This is a genomic window from Psychromonas sp., assembly GCF_041586535.1.
Taxonomy (GTDB): Bacteria; Pseudomonadota; Gammaproteobacteria; order Enterobacterales; family Psychromonadaceae; genus Psychromonas.
Genome location: NZ_JBFGZY010000221.1, coordinates 1 through 3,117, shown reverse-complemented (window position 1 = coordinate 3,117; position 3,117 = coordinate 1). Strand labels below are relative to the sequence as shown.

Sequence of the window (3,117 nt, the reverse complement as noted above, 5' to 3'; positions counted from 1 at the left end):
GTTAAAAATACCGGCCTCCTGCATTGAGTGCCCGTCAGCTTTGGCAATAAAAGTCGCACTCGGGTGCTCGATTAATAATGCATCGAGACTTAAGGGCAGCTGCAGATAGTCACTTGCCGGGCTTTCAAAGCCAGTAATGCCCGCGCTGGCTGTAATGGGGATAATCTTCATAATTAGTGCTGTATATAAATACAGTTAATTATAGCGTGAAAATTTATAAGCACAACAATAAAAATAGGAGACCGGGCTGAAGTGGATCGCCAACGGGCAAATAGTGTTTTTTATCAAGCGTATTAGTATTATTCGCCCTATACTCAGTTTTAACATAATTAAAGAGTTTATTAGCCGAGGTGTCTGTAATGATTAAAAAAATAGGTGTGTTAACAAGTGGCGGTGATGCTCCCGGGATGAACGCGGCAATCCGTGCAGTAGTACGTGAAGGGTTACGTCATAATTTAGATGTTTATGGCATTTATGAAGGTTATGCCGGTCTGCATCAGGACAATATTAAACTGCTGGATCGCCATTCTGTTTCCGATGTTATTAATCATGGTGGTACTTTTTTAGGCTCTGCCCGTTTTCCTGAATTTAAACAGGAAAGTGTCCGCAAAGAAGCCATTGAAAATCTTAAAAAACATGATATCGATGCCTTAGTGGTTATTGGTGGTGACGGATCATATATGGGGGCTAAAAAACTCACCGAAATGGGCTACCCCTGTATCGGTATTCCCGGCACGATCGATAATGATATTCCCGGCACTACGTATACCATAGGTTTTGATACCGCACTCAATACCGTTGTGGAAGCAATTGACCGCTTACGTGATACATCGGCATCACACAAACGTATCTCCATTGTTGAAATTATGGGGCGGTACTGTGGTGACTTAACCTTAGGTGCGGCAGTGGCTGGTGGTATAGAGTTTGTTGTTATTCCGGAAAAAGAGTATCACGAAGCGGAGTTGTTGGGACAAATTAAAGCCGGTATTGCCAAAGGTAAAACGCACATGCTTGTTGCAATCTGTGAGCATGTAACAAACGTTGATAAGCTTGCTAAACATATTCAGGCCGAAACCGGGCGTGAAACACGTGCAACAATTTTGGGTCATATACAACGTGGTGGTATACCAACGGCGCGGGATCGCATTCTGGCAAGCCGTATGGGTTCTTTCGCCGTTAAGTTGTTACTGGAAGGTGAAGGCGGTCGTTGTGTCGGCATAGTGAATTCACAGATGGTGCACTATGATATCATCGATTGTATTAACAATATGAAGCGGCCTTTCAATCAGGAACTGTTTGATCTGTCAGACTCTTTATTTTAGATCTCCATAATGGCCTAAAAAAACGGCACCAGCGAGAGCCCAAATGGCCGCAAATTTTTTATGAGGATTTGCGGCCTTAGCCCCGTCACTTATTAGTTTGGTTATACGAAATGCCGGTTTTTATCATCTCTTGTTGTAATAATGCCCGACCATTTGTTTCAATATGAGCCAGAAACTTTGCAGCGAGCAGGGTTGGACGTTTTGATTTAGACCAAACAAAAAACCAATGGGAATTGATCGGCAGTTCTTTTACCGGTAAACGTGCCAGCCCGCTCTGCCCGCCATAGGTTAATGTATGGGCGGATAATATAGAGATTCCCAGTTTTGACATCACTGAGTGTTTAATTGCCTCGTTGCTTTCAATAGTCATTTTCACATTAAGTTTAGCGTTATGCTGCTTTAAAAATTCTTCAATGGCATAACGCGTACCAGAGCCTTTTTCACGCATCAAAAAAGGCTCTGCAGACAAATCTTTTAAGGTTAAGTTTTTAACTTTGGCGATGGGATGATCTTCATGTGCTATCGCCACCAGCGGATTTCTTAAAATCTCTATACTTTCGGTATCCATATCAACCGGAGGATGGCTGAATACATAAAAATCATCAACGCCTTTTTTAAGCCGCTCAATGGTTTGCTCTCTATTACCTATTTTTAGTTGTATATCTATATTCGGATACTGTTCGCAAAAAGGTCCTAGTAAATGGGGAATAAAATATTTTGATGTAGTTACAACCGCCAGCCTCAATGTACCTGATTTAAAGTCTTTAATATTCCCTAATGACATATCAAGCCGGGCAAAGCTATCGAGAACCTCTACTGCCGTTTTGACTAATTCTAAACCGATATCGGTAAATACTAATTGCCTGTTTGCATAGTTATACAACGGTGCCCCAATCGCATCGGTCAATTTTTTCATCTGTATTGATACGGTAGGCTGAGTTAAAAATAGTGCCTTGGCCGCTTCATTAATACTGCCCTTATCGTGAACGGCCAATAATATTTCCAGTTGTCTGATTGTGCCCACGTGGGCATGAAGTCTTGATTTCATATAATTAACCAATTTTAAATAGACTTTTATCTATCTATTGTATTGATAATATCAACAATTGTCTATTGATTGGTTTTGTCATAATCCGTTCATTAAAAATAACCACGGAAAATTAATTCATTTTCTGTCGTTATTCTTACATTGCTTTGATTAACAGGAGGGATTATGAAAAATATTCAATTTAAATTCAGCTTATGCGTCGCAATTGCTATTAATGTGCCAGGCGCTTTGATTGCGCAGCAGGATCCGGCAGGTTTTGCTTTGATCTCGGTAGGTATTGCGTTAATTGTTATTGCTGTCTGGACTAAAAAACCGCAACAAAATATCAGGGACAAGACGCCTTACAATATGATTAGTGAACAATCTTAACTTAGTGCTTTTTTACATAACTCTTTCCATACTTAATTATATGAAAATCAGTAAGTTAAAATGCAGATCGATGTCAGTATTTCATTTTTTTTACTGGGCGTTTTTGCCGTATTAGTCGATTCAAAAATACACTTTCCTAAAGAGCTCTATCAGTCATTAATTTTATTTTTAATGGTCGCTATCGGCTTAAAGGGGGGGCTCTAGCTGAGCATGCATCGTGGGAGTTGTTAACACAGTCAATCTATATTCTATTTTTGGGTTTATTGTTACCCTTAATCGCCTTCCCGATTCTTTATTACATCGGTTTATTAAAACGACAGGATGCACCTCTATTGCGGCACACTATGGTTCAGTGAGCGTTGGCACTTATGCCGTCGC

Annotated in this window: 4 protein-coding genes and 1 pseudogene; 3 read left to right on the top strand and 2 right to left on the bottom strand. The window is 40.3% G+C overall.

All coding sequences use genetic code 11. The annotated features are described in order from the left end of the window. Positions 1-171 (bottom strand): annotated as a pseudogene (locus ABZA00_RS16725) (S24 family peptidase); the annotation flags it as partial. A 188-nt stretch (positions 172-359) separates the two neighbouring features. On the opposite strand from ABZA00_RS16725, the gene pfkA reads away from it, so the two are divergent. After that, positions 360-1,322, top strand: a complete 963-nt coding sequence (pfkA, locus tag ABZA00_RS16720; protein ID WP_372883287.1) for a 6-phosphofructokinase — start codon at positions 360-362, stop codon at positions 1,320-1,322. A gap of 85 nt (positions 1,323-1,407) precedes the next feature. Here the strand turns inward: pfkA and ABZA00_RS16715 are convergent, their stop codons facing one another. After that, positions 1,408-2,370, bottom strand: coding sequence for a LysR family transcriptional regulator (locus ABZA00_RS16715; protein WP_372883286.1), 963 nt, complete (start codon positions 2,368-2,370; stop codon positions 1,408-1,410). 165 nt (positions 2,371-2,535) lie between these two features. Here ABZA00_RS16715 and ABZA00_RS16710 point away from each other — a divergent pair, with 165 nt between their 5' ends. After that, positions 2,536-2,739 (top strand): hypothetical protein, encoded by a 204-nt coding sequence (locus ABZA00_RS16710; RefSeq protein ID WP_372883285.1) that lies wholly within the window; start codon positions 2,536-2,538, stop codon positions 2,737-2,739. A 60-nt stretch (positions 2,740-2,799) separates the two neighbouring features. Then, on the top strand, positions 2,800-2,943 hold the full coding sequence (locus ABZA00_RS16705; protein WP_372883284.1) for a sodium-dependent bicarbonate transport family permease: 144 nt from the start codon (positions 2,800-2,802) through the stop codon (positions 2,941-2,943). The last annotated feature ends 174 nt before the right edge of the window (positions 2,944-3,117 follow it).